This window comes from Brucella sp. NBRC 113783 (assembly GCF_040372265.1).
Taxonomy (GTDB): domain Bacteria; phylum Pseudomonadota; class Alphaproteobacteria; order Rhizobiales; family Rhizobiaceae; genus Brucella; species Brucella teleogrylli.
Genome location: NZ_BAABRX010000001.1, coordinates 714,074 through 731,597, shown reverse-complemented (window position 1 = coordinate 731,597; position 17,524 = coordinate 714,074). Strand labels below are relative to the sequence as shown.

Here is a 17,524-nt window from a genome sequence, read left to right as displayed (position 1 = left end):
GATTATTGGTTTGGCAGCACTATTTCGTGCCGCGCAAATAAAATCAATGGAGCCGGCCACCTCCTCCAAAGCGGCCAGCTCCACCTTCTCCCCTCCAGAGAAAAGGTCATGCCCGAAGCTCAGGCGACCTCGTGATTGGCCATCCGCTCCAGCGCGCGCACCAGACCGGAATGGTCGAGACCATCATCGCCGTGCGCCGCGCAGGAATTGAACAGCTCCTGCGCCGTGGCCGTGTTGGGCAGCGAGACGCCCAAGGCCTTCGCGCCCTGAAGCGCCAGATTGAGGTCTTTCTGATGCAAGGCAATGCGGAAACCAGGATCGAAGGTGCGCTTGATCATGCGCTCGCCATGCACTTCGAGAATGCGCGAGGAAGCAAAACCGCCCATCAGCGCTTCGCGCACCTTGGCCGGATCGGCACCCGCCTTCGAGGCGAAGACCAGCGCTTCGGCAACAGCTTCGATGTTGAGCGCCACGATGATCTGATTGGCGACCTTGGTGGTCTGGCCATCGCCACAATCGCCGACCAGCGTGATGTTCTTGCCCATCAGCTTGAGAAGCGGCAGCGCCGCATCAAAGCTTGCCTGCGCGCCGCCCGCCATGATGGAGAGGCTGGCGTTCTTCGCGCCCATCTCGCCGCCCGAAACCGGCGCATCGATATATTCCGCACCCGTGGCGCGGACTTTTTTCGCAAATTCCTTGGTCTCGATGGGCGAAATCGAACTCATGTCGATCAGCGTCTTGCCCTTGCCCAGACCTTCCGCCGCGCCGTTTTCCCCGAAAAGGACTTCGGCCACCTGCGGCGTATCCGGCAGCATGAGTATGGTCGTCTCGCATTCCGCAGCCACCGCCTTGGGCGTATCGAGAACCGTCAGCCCCGCATCCATCAGGTCCTTGTGCGGCGGCTGGCTATGCTTCGAGGTGAAAAGCTGGTGGCCTGCATTCTGCAAATGCTGCGCCATCGGCTTGCCCATGATACCCAGTCCGATAAAGCCGATCTTGGCCATTCTCTATCTCCCTATGCAATTTACGCGCTCAGACGCTCGGCTTCATATTGTTTGAACCAGCCCAGACCTTCCTCGGTGGTGGTCTTCGGCTTGTATTCACAGCCGATCCAGCCCTTGTATCCGGCGTTCTTCAGTGCCTCGAAGACGTTCGGATAATGGATCTCGCCGGTGCCGGGCTCGTTGCGCCCCGGATTGTCGGCAAGCTGCACATGCGCGATCAGCGGCTTGTAGCGCTCATAGGTCGCGACGAGTTCGCCGCGCGTGCGCTGCTGGTGATAAAGGTCGTACTGAATGAACAGGTTGTTGCTGCCCACCTCGTCGATGATCGAAACCGCCTGCTCCACAGTGTTCAGATAGAAACCTGGAATGTCGTAATGGTTGATCGGCTCGATCAGCAGGCGGATGCCGTGCTTTCCCAGCTCCTTCGCCGCCAGCCGCAGATTGCCGACAAAGGTGGCCCGCAGCGCGTCCGGGTCGATGCCCTGCGGCGCGATCCCGGCAAGGCAGTTGACCTGCGAGCAGTTGAGCGTCGTGGCGTAATCGATGGCATCCGCCACGCCGCGCCGGAACTCATCCACACGATCCGGCAGGACGGCGATACCGCGCTCGCCGCCTGCCCAGTTGCCGGCGGGCAGATTGTGCAGCACCTGCGCCAGATTGTGGCGGGTCAGCGCTGCTTTCAGCTCATGCCGGTTGAAGTCGTAAGGGAACAGATATTCGACGCCTGCGAACCCGGCCTTGGCGGCCAGCGCAAAGCGATCCATGAACGGCACTTCGGTGAAAAGCATGGTGAGATTGGCTGCAAATCTTGGCATTTCCGCCTCCTCTGTTTTTCTACGCAATTGCGGAGAACCGCTTCACACTTCTCCAATTGCTCTAATGTTGTTCTTTTCCCTCATCCTGAGGAGCCTCCCGAGCTTGTCGAAGGGAGGCGTCTCGAAGGGCGAGGGAAAACGCACCGTGCCTGCCCTCACCCTTCGACCCTTCGACGGGCTCAGGATGATGCTTCGCTTCGCTCCGCACCTCAGGATGAGGAGTGAAGCCGGGGGAAAAATCGCGCCGCTAATCCAGCAATGCCGCAATCGCGGTCGGCGCATCCTCGCCGCGTTCGGCCAGGTCCTCGAACTCGACCACCTGATCGATGTCGGCGCCCATGGAAATATTGGTGACGCGTTCCAGAATGAATTCCATCACGACGGGCACCTGATGCTCCTGCATCAGCGCCTTGGCCTGCTCGAAACTTTCCGCAAACTGGTTAGGGCTGCGCACCCGGATCGCCTTGCAGCCGAGACCTTCGGCAACCGCCACATGATCGACGCCATAGCCCTTCTCCGCATCGCCGGACGCATTGATGTTGTCAAAGGCAAGGCTGACCTCGAAATCCATATTGAAGCCGCGCTGCGCCTGACGGATCAGGCCGAGATAGGAATTGTTCACGACGACATGGATGTAGGGCAGTTTGTGCTGCGCGCCGACCGCCAGTTCCTCGATCATGAACTGGAAGTCATAGTCGCCCGACAGCGCCACGATAGGCCGATCCGGATCGGCAGCGCGGACGCCCAGCGCCGCAGGCAGGGTCCAGCCGAGCGGACCGGCCTGACCGCAATTGATCCAGTTGCGCGGGCGGTAGACATGCAGGAACTGCGCGCCGGCGATCTGGCTGAGACCTATGGTGGTGACATAGCAGGTGTCACGCCCGAAAGCCTTGTTCATCTCCTCATAGACACGCTGGGGTTTCAGCGGCGTCTGGTCGAAATGCGTCTTGCGCAGCATGGTGCGCTTGCGGCCCTCGCATTCCTTCGCCCAGCCGGACCAGTCGCGCAACTTGCCTGCCGCCTTCCATTCGGTCGCAACGTCGAGCAACTGCTTCAGCGCCTTGCCCGCATCGGACACGATGCCGAAATCTGGTGCAAAGACGCGCCCGATCTGCGTCGGTTCGATATCGACATGGATGAAGGTGCGATCCTTCTTATAGGTATCGACATTGCCGGTGTGACGGTTGGCCCATCGATTGCCGATGCCGATGACCGCATCGGAGGCCAGCAGATTGGCATTGCCGTAGCGATGCGAGGTCTGGAGGCCGCACATGCCCGCCATCAGACGGTGATCGTCCGGGATGACGCCCCAGCCCATCAGGGTCGGGATGACCGGAATGCCGGTGATCTCGGCGAATTCGACCAGCAAATCCGATGCATCGGCATTGATGATGCCGCCACCCGCAACGATCAGCGGGCGTTCCGCCGCGTTGAGCATGGCAATCGCCTTTTCGGCCTGCGCCCGCGTGGCGGCTGGCTTATAGGCCTCCATCGGCTGATAGGTGTCGATGTCGAACTCTATTTCGGCCATCTGCACATCAATCGGCAGATCGATCAGCACCGGACCGGGACGGCCCGACCGCATGACATGGAACGCCTTCTGAAAAACAAAAGGCACCAGTGCAGGCTCCATGACCGTGACCGCCCACTTGGTGACCGGGGCCGCGATCTTGGCGATATCGACTGCCTGAAAGTCCTCCTTGTCGAGCCGGGCGCGGGGGGCTTGCCCTGTGACGCAGAGGATCGGAATGGAATCGGCGGAAGCCGAATAGAGGCCGGTGATCATATCCGTGCCCGCCGGGCCGGAGGTGCCGATGCACAGGCCGATATTGCCATGCTTTGCCCGCGTATAGCCTTCGGCCATATGCGATGCGCCTTCGACATGGCGGGCGAGCACATGGCGGATCGAGCCGCGCGCCTTCATGGCCGAATAAAACGGATTGATGGCTGCACCCGGCACGCCGAAAGCGCAATTGATCCCTTCCCTCTCCAGCACAAGCACGGCTGCATCGACTGCACGCATTCTGGCCATCGCCCTATCCTCCTACGGAAACATCTTCCATTTACAAATCCTATTTTCAAAAAATGGAAATGCATACCATTATATGGAAATAAAGATTTTCAACGGAATGGAGATAATCGGCGGCCCTTTTCGCGGATGCGGCGATAGGATAGTGAATGATCACAGCAGAATCGGAGGCGGGCAGATGGAACAGGCCAAGGCGAAGCGGGGCCGCAAGGCGGCGGATAATGCCGCGCCCTCGTCCGTGCAGGTTCTGGACCGTAGCCTGAAACTTCTGGCGCTGATCGCCGAGAATGACGGCTCGACCCTGACCGATCTCGCCGATGCGAGCGGCATGGCACCTTCCACCGTGCACCGGCTGTTATCCTCGCTTGCCAATCACGGCATGGTTTCACACGATCTGGAAAGCGGCGACTGGACCATCGGTGTCAAGGCGTTTGAAATCGGCAATGCCTTTCGCCGCTTCCGCAAGCTGGGCACGCTGGCGCGCCCCTATCTGAAGCAACTCATGGAGACGAGCGGCGAGACCGCGAATATCGGCGTCGAGGACGACGGCGATGTGGTGTTCATCTCGCAGATTGAAAGCCATGCGCCGATGCGCGCCTTCTTTCGTCCCGGACGGCGCGGACCGATCCACGCATCGGGCATCGGCAAAGCAATTCTGTCGACCTGGTCGGATGGCGAAATCGCCCGCGCGCTTTCAGCAAAAGCGCTTGAGCACTTCACCCAGCGCACGCTGGATGGCCTGCCTGCGCTTCTGAAAGACATTCAGGCGACACGCATGCGCGGCTGGTCCATCGATGACGAGGAACACACGCTCGGCATGTGCTGCATCGCCGCCCCGATTTTCAACGAATATGGCGAGGGCATTGCTGGCATTTCCGTTTCCGGCCCCGCGGTGCGTCTGCCAAAGAAGAAGCTCGAAGAGGTGGGGCCGCTCATCCGCGCGACCGCCGATCAGCTGACCCGCGCCATTGGCGGCAAGCGACCGGAAGAGCTCTGAACACGATTATTTTGGGCTGAATTCTATGTTGCCACGCTGCTCTTTTCCCTCATCCTGAGGAGCTTTCCTGAGCTTGTCGAAGGAAAGCGTCTCGAAGGGCTGAGGGAAAACGAACCAGCGCCTGCCCTCGTCCTTCGATCCTTCGACAGGCTCAGGATGATGCTTCGCTTCGCTCCGCACCTCAGGATGAGGGGGAAGCGAAGCGACGGATTAGGCGAAAATCGTCAGGCTACATCTGTACTTTACAGTTCCGTCTTGAGCGGCCTCCCCGCCACATAGGTTTCGACAATGGCGCGGTCGTCGCCGACCGTTTGCAGCAGGAACAGCTCCTGTTCCAGCGTTGCGCCTGCCGCCATGCGCAGACGCATCGGCGATGTGGCGGCTGAATCAAGCACCACGATATCGGCCTCCGTGCCTTCGTCCAGCGTGCCGATCTTGTCTTCCATCGACAGCGCCCGAGCATTGCCAAGCGTCATCATGTAGAAGGACTGGAACGGGTTCAGACGCTGTTCGCGCAACTGAAAAATCTTGTAACCCTCGTCCATGGTGCGCAGCATGGAAAAGCTGGTGCCGCCGCCGACATCGGTTGCCACAGCCATGCGCACGCCCGACGCCTTCAGGCGATCACGGTCGAACAGGCCGGAACCGAGGAACAGGTTCGAGGTCGGGCAGAACACCGCCACCGAGCCGGTTTCCGCCATCACACCCACTTCGCGCTCTTCCAGATGGATGGAATGGCCAAGCAGCGTCTTGTTTCCCAAAAGGCCGTAATGCTCGTAAATGCCGAGATAATCCGGCGCATCGGGATACAGCGACTTTGTAAACGCAATTTCGTCGTGGTTCTCCGAAAGATGCGTCTGGATAAAGCATTCGGGATGTTCACGGGCAAGCGCCTGACTGGCTTCGAGCTGTTCCGGCGTCGAGGTAATGGCAAAGCGCGGCGTGATCACATAGTCGAGGCGGTCCTTGCCGTTCCAGCGCGCAATCAGCGCCTTGCTGTCGTCGTAGCCGGATTGCGCCGTGTCGCACAAAGCGGGCGGCGCGTTGCGATCCATCATCACCTTGCCGCCCAGCATGCGCATATTGCGATGCTGCGAGGCACGAAAATAGGCGTCGACGCTTTGCGGATGCACCGAGCAATAAGCGACAGCCGTGGTGGTGCCATGGCGGATTAGCTCGTCCAGAAAACGCTCGGCGATGAATTCCGCGTGCTGCTCATCGGCGAATTTCTGTTCGGCCACGAATGTATAGGTGTTGAGCCATTCCAGAAGATTGGCGGCATAGGACGCGACCACCTGGGTCTGCGGATAATGGATATGCGTATCGATGAAGCCCGGCAGGATCAGATGCGGGCGATGATCGGCCAGCTTCACATCGCTGCCCGCTTCCGCGCTAACTTGCGCATACTCCCCAAGGCGCACAATGCGTCCGTCTTCGACCAAAATGGCGCCATCTTCGATATAGCGATAGGACGCGCTGTCATCGAGACTTTGCGGCTCATCGCGAAAGGTCAGCACGCGGCCACGGATGAGAAGTCTGGTCATTGTTACTTTGCTCCAGCAGTAGCGGATTCATACCAGGAGGCGAGAAGCTGGCGCTCCTGGTCGGTCACTCCGGTCACATTGGCGGGCGGCATGGCATGGGAGCGACCGGCCTGCAAATAGATTTCACGCGCATGGGCGGCGATATCCCGGTCTGTTTCAAGCGTCACGCCCTTCGGCGGCGTGATCATGCCTTCCCAACCCGGCTCCGCCGCATGGCACATGGCGCAGCGTCCTAAAACGGTATCCCGCACCTTGCCGAAGTGCGGGTCCGAGATGAAGCTTTCCTGCAAGGCCGAAACCTTCTGTTCTTCCGGCTGACCGGTCAGAATCTTCGGTGCGGTGGAAAGCCACATGATGACGATGAACAGGATGACCGTCACCAGCCAGGTCCAGGTCGGCTTGCCCTTGCGGGCATGCTGCGTGTTGAACCAATGGCGGATGGTCACGCCCATCAGGAACACCAGCGAAGCGATGATCCAGTTATACTGCGTGCCGAAAGCCAGAGGATTGTGGTTCGACAGCATCAGGAATAGAACCGGCAGCGTCAGATAGTTGTTATGCGTCGAGCGCTGCTTGGCGATCTTGCCATATTTCGGATCGGGCTTGCGACCGGCGATGAGATCGGCCACCACGATTTTCTGGTTCGGGATGATGATCATGAACACGTTGGCCGACATGATCGTCGCCGTGAAAGCGCCCAGATGCAGGAAGGCCGCGCGGCTGGTGAACAGATGCGTATAGCCCCAGGCCACGAACACCAGCACCGCATAGAGCATGACCATCAGAAGCGTATCGCTCTTGCCCAGCATCAGCTTGCAGATGGTGTTATAGGCGACCCAGCCAAAGGCCAGCGAGGCGATGGAAATCGCGATGGCGACCGGAACAGACACGTCGAGTACATTCGGATCGATCAGATAGAGATCGGCGCCCGTGTAATAAACGATGCAGAGCAGCGTGAAGCCCGACAGCCAGGTGGCGTAGGATTCCCATTTGAACCAAGTGAGATGTTCCGGCATTTCGGCTGGCGCAACCAGATATTTCTGGATGTGATAGAAACCACCGCCATGGACCTGCCATTCCTCGCCATGCGCACCAACCGGCAAGCCGGGACGCTGGCGCAGACCGAGATCAAGCGCGATGAAGTAGAAAGACGAGCCGATCCACGCAATCGCGGTAATGACATGCAGCCACCGCGCTGCGAAGCCCAGCCAGTCCCAGGCTACGGCAAAATCATACATCAGGCACTCCCATTGTTCGCCCCATTGTTCGTTATCTCATTATGTGCCAAAGCTTTGCGTCCGAGGGAACGTCACAACACGACCATCACTTTCAAAAAAAACTAGACAATCGTGGAGGGGACGCATGTCTTATCTTGATAATCTGCGCGTTTTCGTGCGCGTTGTCGAATTGGGAAATCTTTCTGCCGCCGGGCGCGACCAGCGCGCCTCTCCGGCGGTTGCGAGTAATCGAATCAAGGAGTTGGAGAAGCATCTTGGCGTCCGGCTCTTCAACCGTACCACGCGCAAGCTGACGCCGACCGAGCATGGCCGCATATTCTATGACGGCGCTTTGAAAATCCTCGAAGCGGTCGATGAGGCGGAAGCAGCCGTCGCGGAACTTGCGAAAAATCCCAAGGGTTCGATTCGCATCACCGCGCCTTTGGGGCTTGGCCGCAGGCTCATCGCGTCGGGCATTCCGGAGTTTCACGACAAATATCCGGATATCGAAGTGCGCCTGCGACTATCTGACCACGAGATCGACATTATGAGCGAAAGCGTGGATGTCGCCTTCAAACTCGGTGTTCTGGAAAACTCCAACTTGCGCATGCGCGGCATCCTGAATTGTGAGCGCGTGATCTGCGCCGCCCCGCAATATCTTGAAAAACATGGGATTCCGCAATCACCGGAAGAGCTGCTCGGCGACACGCATGACTGTTTGCTGCTGCGTTTTCCGGGGTCGAAGGAATATTACTGGTCGCTGCAAACATCGGAAGGTCTTCGCAAATTCGAAGTCACCGGACCTTATGATTCCGATGATGGCGACGTATTGACGCAATGGGCGCTGGGCGGGCGCGGCATCATCAACAAGCCGCTGTTCGAGGTGAAGGAATATCTCCGCGACGGACGGCTGGTGCCGCTCCTCGAAAGCACGCCGCCAGCACCGATCCAGCTTGCGGCGATCTATCCGCACAAGCGTTTTCAGGACCCGAAGGTGCGTCTGATCATCGATTTCATGACGGAGCGCTGCCAGCGGCTGATACGGGAGGCGCTGGCTAAATAGCAAAGCGCAAAGATGTTCATGCATCGCCTCTGCGGAGGTGCGGTCGCCACACGCACTTGACCAAAGTCTCTCCGAGCCGTTCCGATGAAAGCGGAACGGCGGAGCTTCTCCATACTATCAGGGGCCGCGCCCGTTCAAAATCTCCTGTTCTGGATGATGAACCATAAATCCCGTGATAGTAACGGCCATCAAAGCGGCAAGAGTATCTAATCCACGCAACAATAAGCGACCACACTATTCGAATTGACAATTAATCGGATAAAGCTTTCAAATATATTTGAAATATAAATTCAAAATAATACATTTTACACAATACTCATTTTAAAAATTCCATGAGTATCAACCCGTAAATCCAACGGTTCAGAGAAAATGTGAATAAATTTCAAGGAATTATTTTTTTGAGAGAAAATATTTCACCTGATGCTTCAAATCGCGACCCAATAATTGAAGACATCCAGAAGCGCACCTTCCAATGGTTCTGGGAGAGTGGGCAAAATAGTCCCCACGGCCTTATCCCCGATCGCAATTCGGAAGGGCATCTCGATCAGGATTTCACAAGCATCGCAGCCACGGGTTTTGCCCTTACAGCCTACGCTGTCGGTGTCGAGCGCGGATATATTGCTCGTCATGAGGCCGCAGAACGAACGTATAATACCCTTCATTTTTTTGCCACCGCACCTCAGGGCGACGGTACGAGCGGCTTCACGGGTTACAATGGATTTTTCTACCATTTCTTGCACAAGGACAGCGGCACCCGTTATAACACCTGCGAATTATCATCCATTGATACCGCTTTGCTGCTTGCAGGGGCGCTGTTTGCTCAAGCCTACTATTCCAACCCTTCTGACCCGCTAGAGAAAGCTATTCGCAACCTCTCCGGTCAGATCTATTCAAAAGTAAACTGGAGCTGGATGCGGGGTGGAGCCGACAAAAAGACAATTGCCATGGGCTGGCTGCCGGAATCGGGGGGCTCTTTTGTGTCAGCCCCGTGGCTCGGCTATAATGAAGCAATGATATTATATATCCTTGCACTGGGCGCGCCTACATTTTCGCTTCCACCGTCTGCATGGAAAGAGGGATGGACCAGTAATTATTACCGGCAAATATGCTCTTATCAGGACAAAACCCTGCTTCGTTTCGCGCCCATGTTTGGCCACCAATACAGCCATATCTGGCTTGATTTTAAAGGCATCCAGGACGACTGGAACAAAGAAAACGGGCTGGACTATTTCGAGAACAGCTGCCGTGCGACCTATCATCAGCAAGCCTATGCGGTCGCCAATCCACTGGGTTTCAAGGGATATGGCGAAAATGTGTGGGGGCTTACAGCATGCGATGGCCCTGCCAATGATTCTGGTGGCGAACCTTACTGGGACGCACAGGGAAAGCGCTATTTCGGCTATACTGCCCGTGGCGCCGGGCGTCTGGGCGTTATCAATCCTGCGGATGCTTATACAGATGCCGGCGGCACCATCGTTTCTGACGATGGTACGATTGCGCCTACGGCAGCAGGTGGCTCCATCGCATTTGCACCAGATATTGTCATTCCCACATTAAAACATATGAAGAATATAAACGTTGGAAACAGGCCTGTTTATGGTAAATATGGCTTCTTCGACGCTTTCAACCTCACCGTAAACAAGTCTCCATATGTAAATGGATGGGTGGGTTATCAATATATTGGTATTGATCAGGGACCGATCGTGCTCATGATTGAAAATTATTACAGCCGCCTGATATGGGACACGATGAAAAAGAACAGTTATATTCGCGACGGATTGAAGCGAGCCGGCTTTACGGGTGGCTGGCTCAACGATAACGGATATGATGGCTTGGTTGAGCCCGCGCGGTAATTGAACATTTTCTAGTGAATTGAATTTGACGTTTGAATTCCGCCTGACATAGATGCTGTTTCAAACGTCAAATTCGAAAAATCCACTAGATACATATACTTGCTAGTGGTCTTTTTGATTCCAACATTTGCTTAGCGCGTGAACCGAGGGATGCAAATGTTGGAATCAGATCACTAGGCGTAATGCGTCAGTATCTCAGCGCCTTGGAATAATTGACACACAAAACGGCGGTCAGCACTTCGGCCGCCGCAAGGGCTGCAATGACTTCCGGCCGTTTGTCCTTCACGACCGCACCGCCGACCGGGCAGATGAGCTCTTCAAACAACTCGTCGCTGCCGAATTCGCGGTTCAACCAATTTTTGAAAGTCGCCTTCTTCGTCTTCGAGCCGATCATGCCGACATAGATCGCATCGCGGCGTTGCAGCGCCTCGGCGGCGATCAGAAAATCAAGCGCATGATCATGCGTCAGTATGATGAACGCACTGCCCGGCGGTGCGGAACGCACCACCTGTTCCGGCATGGCCGCGAGGCAGGTTTCGACGCCCGGCGCGTCAACAGCCATAAGCTCCGCCTCGCGCGTATCCACCAGCACCACCCGCACCGGCGTCAGCGACAGCGCATAGGCCAGCGCATCGCCGACATGGCCTGCGCCGAAGACATATACATGCGGGCGGGTGGCGATTTCCGCATCGATCTTGCCGACCAGTTCATCGGCGAGGCCGCGATTGACGCGTCTGAAACTTAAAGCCACGCGCCCGCCGCAGCATTGGCCGATTTCGGGGCCCAGAGGCACATCCATCGGGGAATCGCGACCGCCAGCGAGTATTTTCCGGGCGTGGTCGATGGCCATATATTCGAGCTGTCCGCCGCCGATGGTGCGGAAGATCATATCGCGGGCGACGAGCATCCATGCCCCGGCATCGCGGGGCGCAGAGCCCTTCACGTCCGCCACCTCCACCAGCACGCTGTCGTGGCGACGGTTCAGGAATGCCCTTATATCGTCCCGCCTGCCCAGCGTGCCGCGGCTCATAGTGTTACCCCTTTTGCGCGCGCAACCGCTCGATAGCCATCAGCACACGCTCAGGCGTGGCTGGCGCATCGAGACGCGGGCTGATCTTGTGGTCGGCAACGCTCGCCACCGCATCCGACAGCGCATAAAGCACCGACATGCCGTGCGGCAGCGGCGGCTCGCCCACCGCTTTCGAGCGATGGATGGTCGACTCATAGGCTTCCGACCAGTCGGTCAGCGCCACATTGAAAATCTTTGGCCGGTCGGACGCCAGCGGGATCTTGTAGGTGGATGGCGCATGGGTGCGAAGCCGCCCCTTATCGTCCCAGACAAGTTCCTCGGTGGTGAGCCAGCCCATGCCCTGCACAAAGCCGCCTTCGATCTGGCCGATGTCGATGACACGGTTGAGCGAGCGTCCGGTATCGTGAAGAATATCGGTGCGTTCCACCACATATTCGCCGGTCAGCGTATCGATAGAGACTTCCGAACAGGCCGCGCCATAGGCGTAATAATAGAAGGCATGGCCTTTGCCCTTCGCCCGGTCCCAGTGGATTTTCGGCGTCTTGTAGTGCCCGGCGGCGGAAAGCTGCACGCGCCCGATATAGGCCTGCTTCACTAGATCGTTGAAGCTGATCTCCTGATTGCCAACGCGAATGCGGTTGGGCAGGAATACAACCTGATCTTCCGGCACCCGATATTGCTCGGCAGCAAAACGGATCAGCCGCTTCTTGATCTGGCGTGCGGCATCCTGCGCCGCCATGCCGTTGAGATCGGCACCCGACGATGCCGCCGTCGGCGCGGTGTTCGGCACCTTGGCGGTGGTGGTCGCGGTGATCTTCACCCGGTCGATGTCGATCTGGAATTCTTCCGCCACGACCTGCGCCACCTTCATATGGAGCCCCTGCCCCATTTCGGTGCCGCCATGGTTCATATGCACCGAGCCGTCATTATAGACATGCACCAGTGCACCGGCCTGATTGGACTCGGTCTTGGTGAAGGAAATGCCGAATTTCACCGGCGTCAGCGCCATGCCGCGCTTCACGGTGCGGCTTTTGGCGTTGAATTCACGGATAGCCTCGCGGCGCGCAGCGTAATCGGCGCTTTCTTCCAGTTCCGCGACAATGCGCTGGATGATGCAGTCTTCCACCTTCTGGTGATAGGGTGTGACGTTACGAGCGCCACCCTCCGTACCCATCGCGTCGTAGAAATTGAGCTTGCGGATATCGAGCGGGTCCTTGCCAACCGCAAAGGCCACTTCCTCGATGACACGTTCGGCACCAACCATGCCCTGCGGGCCGCCAAAACCGCGAAACGCCGTGTTGGACACGGTATTGGTATAAAGCGGCGCGGATTGCGCATGCACTGCCGGGAAGAAATAGGCATTGTCGCAATGAAACAGCGCGCGGTCACCGACCGGTCCCGAAAGGTCGGCGGAAAAACCGGCATTGAGCGCGAACATATAATCGACGCCCAGAATATTGCCTTGGTCGTCGAAGCCCACCTCGTAATCGATCATGAAATCATGACGCTTGCCCGTGGCGGTCATGTCCTCATCGCGGTCGAGACGGATTTTCACCGCGCGCTTGTGCTTCTTGGCGGCGATAGCGGCAATAGCGGCCCATTGATTGGCCTGCGTTTCCTTGCCACCGAAGCCGCCGCCCATGCGGCGCACTTCAACCGTGACCGCATGGCTCGGCACGCCCAGCGCATGGGCGACCAGATGCTGCGTTTCGCTCGGCCCCTGCGTGGAGCAATAGATGGTGACGTCTTCATCTTCACCGGGAACGGCCAGTGAAGCCTGCCCCTCGAGATAGAAATGGTCCTGACCGCCGACCATCATGCGGTTCTTGACCTTGCGCGGGGCCTCGTCGATGGCCTTGCGGGCATCGCCGCGATTGAGCGTCAGCGGCGTGAAGACCAGACGGTCTTTTGCGCCGTCGAGATCGGCAATGGAAAACAGGCCCGGCATTTCCTCATATTCGACCTTGGCCAGACGCGCGGCGCGGCGGGCCTGATCGCGTGTGCGACCGATCACGGCAAAGATCGGCTGGCCGTGAAACTGTACCGTATCGACCGCGAAGATCGGATCGTCATGCATGCCGGACGGCGAGACGTCGTTTTCGCCGGGAATGTCGCGCCAGGTCAGCACATCGACCACGCCGGGCGCTGCACGCACGGCGGCAAGGTCGATAGACTTGATATTGGCATGGGCCACCGTCGCAAGGCCGACGCCAACATGCAGCGTGCCTTCGGGTTCGGGAATATCGTCGATATAGACCGCCTCGCCCGTCACATGCTTATGCGCGGAATCGTGCTTCTGGTCGGTGGCGACACCACCTTTGATAGCGGCGGCTTTGATCGTGCTTGCAGGATGTTTGTTCATGCCTGCCTCCTTCAGACCGCTTCGATATGCTGAGCGCGCAGGGGTTCGGCTTGCCCTTGCGTTTCGGCATAGAAGCGGCGCAACAAATTCTTTGAGACCATCAGGCGATAATCCGCTGTGGCGCGCATATCGCTCAAGGGCTGGTAATCCTGCTCATAGGCACCGATTGCGGCCTCCACTGTATCTTCGCTCCATGGCTGGCCCAGAAGTGCGGCTTCCACGGCAAAGGCGCGTTTTGGTGTCGCCGCCATGCCGCCATAGGCGATGCGAATGGAAGCGACCTTGCCTGCCGCATCAAGCACCATGTGGAATGCGCCGAGCGCTGCGGTGATGTCTTCCTCGAAACGCTTGGACACCTTGTAGATCGCAAAGAGATTGCCTGCCTCCGGAACCGGCACATGCACCGCCTCGACGAACTCGCCGGGCTGACGATCCTGCTTGCCATAGGCGATGAAGAAATCTTCCAGCGGAATGGTGCGGCGGCTATCGCCCTTGCGCAGCGTCAGCCTTGCGTTGAGCGCGATCAGCGGCGGTGGGGTGTCGCCGATGGGCGAACCATTGGCGATATTACCGCCGATGGTGCCCATATTGCGCACCTGCTCGCCGCCGATGCGGTTGATGAGTTGCCCAAGCTGCGGAATGCGCTTGGCGAGGAAAGCGAAGGCCTCCGTATAGGTCACGCCCGCGCCGATGGTGACGACGTTTTTGTCCTCGGTGATCGCCCGCAATTCGGTCAGATGGCCGATAAAGACCACCGGCGAAATATCGCGCATCATTTTTGTGACCCAGAGGCCCACATCGGTGGAACCGGCCACCACGGTCGCCTTCGGCTCATTGGCCAGCAGTGCGGCAAAATCGTCGAGATCGGCAGGCACGACCAGACGGTCCTTGCCATCGCCGACTTCGACCCGCGAACCGTCGCGCATGGAATTCAACTGTTCCAGCACATGGGCGCGTTCTGCCGCCAGCGGGTCTTCAGTTGTATTGCCGTAATCGGAAATGGCACGGGCGGCGCGAATGATCGCCTCATAGCCGGTGCAGCGGCAGAGATTGCCTTGCAGCGCCTTTTCAATGGCCGGATCGGCGGGCTTCGGATTGCGCATCCACAGCCCGTAAAGCGACATGACGAAGCCCGGCGTGCAGAAGCCGCATTGCGAGCCGTGGAAGTCGATCATCGCCTTTTGCACCGGATGCAGACCGCCATCGGCCCCGCGCAGATGCTCGACCGTCACCACATGGCAGCCATCCAGTGAACCGACGAAACGGATGCAGGCATTGACGCTTTCATAGACGAGTTCGCTGCCCGCGATCTTGCCGACCAGCACCGTGCAGGCGCCGCAATCGCCTTCTGCACAACCTTCCTTGGTGCCGCGCAGCTTGCAGGCCAGACGCAGATAATCGAGCAGTGTTTCCGTTGGCGAAACCTGGTCGAGTTCAACCCGCTCGCCATTGAGAAGAAAACATATTCTGTTTCTCACAGACTGAACCATCCTGCTCAGCTCCCGCGATAGGTCGAATAGGAAAAAGGCGAAACCAGAAGCGGCACATGATAATGCGCTTTTTCATCGGAAACACCAAAGCGCAACGGCACCACATCAAGGAACGGCACGCCGTCTTCGTCCTTGCCAAAATATTCGCCGACATGAAACAGGAGCTCATAGGAGCCGCGTTGCAGGTCGCCATTGGCCAGCATCGGCTCACCGCTGCGCCCGTCCTGATTGGTGCGGATTTCCTTGATGCTGTGCGGCGTGTGATTCTCGATCCTGCGCAATTCGATACGCAATCCCGCAGCAGGCTTGCCGCTGACCGTATCGAGAACATGTGTCGTCAACCGACCTGTTCTGCCCTCATCGCCGTGATGTCCCTGACCCATTTGCACTCCTGACCGCTTGCGTGATTCTCCGGCCATTAACAGCCGAACCGCCGCAAGTTGCTGATTTTACTCGGTTTGCCAGTGCTGTTTTTGCAATGAAAGCACATTTTTATGGCAGACCGGCGGCGTTCCCGCTTTTGTTCCCATCGTGAAGTATTCCGCCTTATGCGGCATTAAGAAAGAGCTTTCTCATTGGATGTCTTTCAAAATTTTGAAGGGGAATTCAGCGCGTAAATCTTTATTATCATGGACCAAATAACAGAACCCAAAGGGATGTTTGGAAGGGGATGTATGGCATGAGCTATCCACGTAATCTGATCGGCTATGGCCGCAACACGCCAGATCCGCGCTGGCCCGGCGGGGCCAATATAGCCGTCCAATTCGTGGTCAATTATGAAGAGGGTGCGGAAAACTGCATTCTCGACGGCGATGCATCCTCGGAATGCCTGCTGTCGGAAATCGTCGGTGCACAGGCCTGGAACGGCCAGCGCAACCTGAACATGGAATCCATCTACGAATACGGTGCGCGTTCCGGTTTCTGGCGTCTGTGGCGCGCCTTCACGCGGCGCAACATGCCCGTCACTGTCTATGGCGTGACGCTGGCCATGGCGCGCAATCCCGAAGCAGTCGCTGCCATGAAGGAAGCCGACTGGGAAATCGCCAGCCACGGCTTGCGCTGGTGGGAATACAAGGACGTGCCGGAAGAAGTGGAGCGCGAGCATATCCGCGAAGCCGTGCGCCTGCACACCGAAGTCACCGGCTCGCGTCCGCTCGGCATTTATCAGGGCAAGCCGTCCGACAACACGCTGAAATTGGTGATGGAAGAAGGCGGCTTCGTCTATTCAGCCGATTCCTATGCGGACGAGCTGCCCTATTGGGTCAAGGGCCCGAAAGGCCCGCATCTGATTGTGCCCTATACGCTCGATGCCAACGACATGCGTTTTGCAACGCCGCAAGGCTTCAATTCCGGCGATCAGTTCTACACCTATCTGAAGGACGCCTTCGACGTGCTCTACCGCGAAGGCGCAGAAGGCGCGCCCAAGATGCTGTCCATCGGCCTGCATTGCCGTCTGGTCGGACGTCCGGGTCGGGCAGCCGCCCTTGAACGTTTCCTCGATTATGTCCAGAGCCACGACAAGGTCTGGGTTGCCAAGCGCATCGACATTGCCAATCACTGGCACGAACACCATAAGCCAAAAGTGGCCGATGTAGTGCCATCCCAAGCCAGCAAAGCCGATTTCGTGGCCCGTTTCGGCAGCATTTTCGAGCATTCGCCGTGGATCGCCGAGCGCGCCTATGATGCCGGCTTCGGTGCCGCTGAGGACACGGCCTCCGGTCTTGCCGCTGCGATGACGAGAATCTTCCGCGCCGCCTCGCCCGAGGAGCGGCTTGGCGTTTTGAATGCCCACCCGGATCTCGCCGGCAAGCTGGCGCAGGCCAAACGCCTGACGGCGGAATCCACCGCCGAACAGGCCGGTGCCGGTCTCGATGCACTGACCGATGCGGAAAAGCAGACTTTCACCGAACTGAACGACGCCTATACGCAGAAATTCGGCTTTCCCTTCATCATTGCCGTGAAGGGGCGCAACAAACAGGAAATCCTCGGCACGTTCCAGCGCCGCGTCGCCAATGACCGCGATACGGAATTCGCCACCGCTTGCGCGCAAGTCGAGCGTATCGCCCTTCTCCGGCTGAAAGATATTCTGCCAGAAACGCTTTATTGATCAGGAACAGACA

The 17,524-nt window shown here is 58.1% G+C and carries 13 protein-coding genes; 4 read left to right on the top strand and 9 right to left on the bottom strand.

Features of this window, described 5'->3' with window-relative positions; translation table 11 throughout:
* Window positions 1–119: 119 nt before the first annotated feature.
* The 3 genes from ABWW11_RS03320 to gcl all read right to left on the bottom strand — a co-directional run bounded on the left by ABWW11_RS03320 (window position 120) and on the right by gcl (window position 3,851).
* Window positions 120–1,004 (bottom strand): 2-hydroxy-3-oxopropionate reductase, encoded by an 885-nt coding sequence (locus tag ABWW11_RS03320; protein ID WP_109368394.1) that lies wholly within the window; start codon window positions 1,002–1,004, stop codon window positions 120–122.
* A gap of 20 nt (window positions 1,005–1,024) precedes the next feature.
* Window positions 1,025–1,819: a hydroxypyruvate isomerase gene (gene hyi / locus ABWW11_RS03315; protein WP_109368393.1), complete on the bottom strand. Its 795-nt coding sequence runs from the start codon at window positions 1,817–1,819 to the stop codon at window positions 1,025–1,027.
* Window positions 1,820–2,066: 247 nt separating this feature from the next.
* Window positions 2,067–3,851 (bottom strand): glyoxylate carboligase, encoded by a 1,785-nt coding sequence (gene gcl, locus ABWW11_RS03310; protein ID WP_109368392.1) that lies wholly within the window; start codon window positions 3,849–3,851, stop codon window positions 2,067–2,069.
* A 175-nt stretch (window positions 3,852–4,026) separates the two neighbouring features.
* Here gcl and ABWW11_RS03305 point away from each other — a divergent pair, with 175 nt between their 5' ends.
* Complete coding sequence (locus ABWW11_RS03305) at window positions 4,027–4,845, top strand: IclR family transcriptional regulator (RefSeq protein WP_109370171.1); 819 nt, start codon at window positions 4,027–4,029, stop codon at window positions 4,843–4,845.
* 242 nt (window positions 4,846–5,087) lie between these two features.
* Here ABWW11_RS03305 and guaD read toward each other — a convergent pair whose 3' ends face one another.
* Both guaD and ABWW11_RS03295 read right to left on the bottom strand, forming a co-directional pair.
* On the bottom strand, window positions 5,088–6,389 hold the full coding sequence (guaD, locus tag ABWW11_RS03300; protein WP_109368391.1) for a guanine deaminase: 1,302 nt from the start codon (window positions 6,387–6,389) through the stop codon (window positions 5,088–5,090).
* A gap of 2 nt (window positions 6,390–6,391) precedes the next feature.
* Window positions 6,392–7,627 carry a urate hydroxylase PuuD gene (locus ABWW11_RS03295; protein ID WP_109368390.1) on the bottom strand — a complete coding sequence of 412 codons (1,236 nt, stop codon included), beginning with the start codon at window positions 7,625–7,627 and terminating at the stop codon, window positions 6,392–6,394.
* A 124-nt stretch (window positions 7,628–7,751) separates the two neighbouring features.
* Between ABWW11_RS03295 and ABWW11_RS03290 the strand changes: the two genes are divergently transcribed.
* Entirely contained in the window at window positions 7,752–8,669 is a 918-nt protein-coding gene (locus tag ABWW11_RS03290) for a LysR family transcriptional regulator (protein ID WP_109368389.1), read from the top strand.
* A 371-nt stretch (window positions 8,670–9,040) separates the two neighbouring features.
* Window positions 9,041–10,522, top strand: coding sequence for a glucoamylase family protein (locus ABWW11_RS03285; protein ID WP_124915177.1), 1,482 nt, complete (start codon window positions 9,041–9,043; stop codon window positions 10,520–10,522).
* A gap of 187 nt (window positions 10,523–10,709) precedes the next feature.
* On the opposite strand, the gene xdhC is transcribed toward ABWW11_RS03285, so the two are convergent.
* The 4 genes from xdhC to uraH are packed head-to-tail and all read right to left on the bottom strand — an operon-like array spanning window position 10,710 to window position 15,787.
* Window positions 10,710–11,552, bottom strand: coding sequence for a xanthine dehydrogenase accessory protein XdhC (xdhC, locus tag ABWW11_RS03280; RefSeq protein ID WP_319080568.1), 843 nt, complete (start codon window positions 11,550–11,552; stop codon window positions 10,710–10,712).
* A gap of 4 nt (window positions 11,553–11,556) precedes the next feature.
* On the bottom strand, window positions 11,557–13,914 hold the full coding sequence (gene xdhB, locus ABWW11_RS03275) for a xanthine dehydrogenase molybdopterin binding subunit (RefSeq protein WP_109368386.1): 2,358 nt from the start codon (window positions 13,912–13,914) through the stop codon (window positions 11,557–11,559).
* A gap of 11 nt (window positions 13,915–13,925) precedes the next feature.
* On the bottom strand, window positions 13,926–15,404 hold the full coding sequence (gene xdhA, locus ABWW11_RS03270) for a xanthine dehydrogenase small subunit (RefSeq protein ID WP_109368385.1): 1,479 nt from the start codon (window positions 15,402–15,404) through the stop codon (window positions 13,926–13,928).
* Window positions 15,405–15,409: 5 nt separating this feature from the next.
* On the bottom strand, window positions 15,410–15,787 hold the full coding sequence (gene uraH, locus ABWW11_RS03265) for a hydroxyisourate hydrolase (protein ID WP_109368384.1): 378 nt from the start codon (window positions 15,785–15,787) through the stop codon (window positions 15,410–15,412).
* Between the two features lie 296 nt (window positions 15,788–16,083).
* Between uraH and puuE the strand changes: the two genes are divergently transcribed.
* Entirely contained in the window at window positions 16,084–17,511 is a 1,428-nt protein-coding gene (gene puuE, locus ABWW11_RS03260) for an allantoinase PuuE (protein ID WP_124915176.1), read from the top strand.
* The last annotated feature ends 13 nt before the right edge of the window (window positions 17,512–17,524 follow it).